Source organism: Pseudoalteromonas sp. S16_S37, assembly GCF_014694405.1.
Classification (GTDB): domain Bacteria; phylum Pseudomonadota; class Gammaproteobacteria; order Enterobacterales; family Alteromonadaceae; genus Pseudoalteromonas.
In genome coordinates, this window is record NZ_JAAUWV010000200.1 from 1 (window position 1) to 520 (window position 520).

The 520-nt window shown below is 48.3% G+C and carries 1 protein-coding gene; it reads right to left on the minus strand.

Annotation, left to right across the window (positions count from 1 at the left end):
• The coding region (locus HC733_RS22620) for a phage protease (protein ID WP_274602049.1) at positions 1–506 on the minus strand (506 nt) is incomplete at its 3' end.
• Between the last annotated feature and the right edge of the window lie 14 nt (positions 507–520).

The window sequence follows — 520 nt, forward strand, 5'->3', positions numbered from 1 at the left end:
GCAATGGGGCTACGACTATCAAGCACCGTATTCAAAGCCGCTAAACCTTGTTGCTTGCCAAGTTGCGTTAAATAGTCCACTTCAGAGGCCACCACACGACCATCTTGCTTGGCTTTATCAATGGTGCTTTCGATGGTCATACCTTGGTGTTCTGTGTTCAGCGCAGCCAGTTGGCCGAACAGGGCATTGTAGGCTTCAACGGGTACATATTTGCTAAGGTCCACTTGCTGTGTGCCTTGCTCAACTTGTGCGGTGAGCGCGGCAATTTGTGTGTCTTTGCTCTCGGCGGCTTTTACTTTTTGGTTAAGGTCGGCAATAGCGGCTTCACCTTGAGCAATGTGCTCGTCAGTGACATCACCTGTGACGGTAATATCAAGCTTTTTAAGCAGTTGTATAGCTTTGTTCATGGGGCTTGTTCCTGTGGTTTGGGTAAAAAATTGGGCGTTTAATACGGCGATTTCATTAAGGCCCGTTAATGCAGGGTCGTTGGTTAATGCAACGTGCAGTAATACAAGGGGGC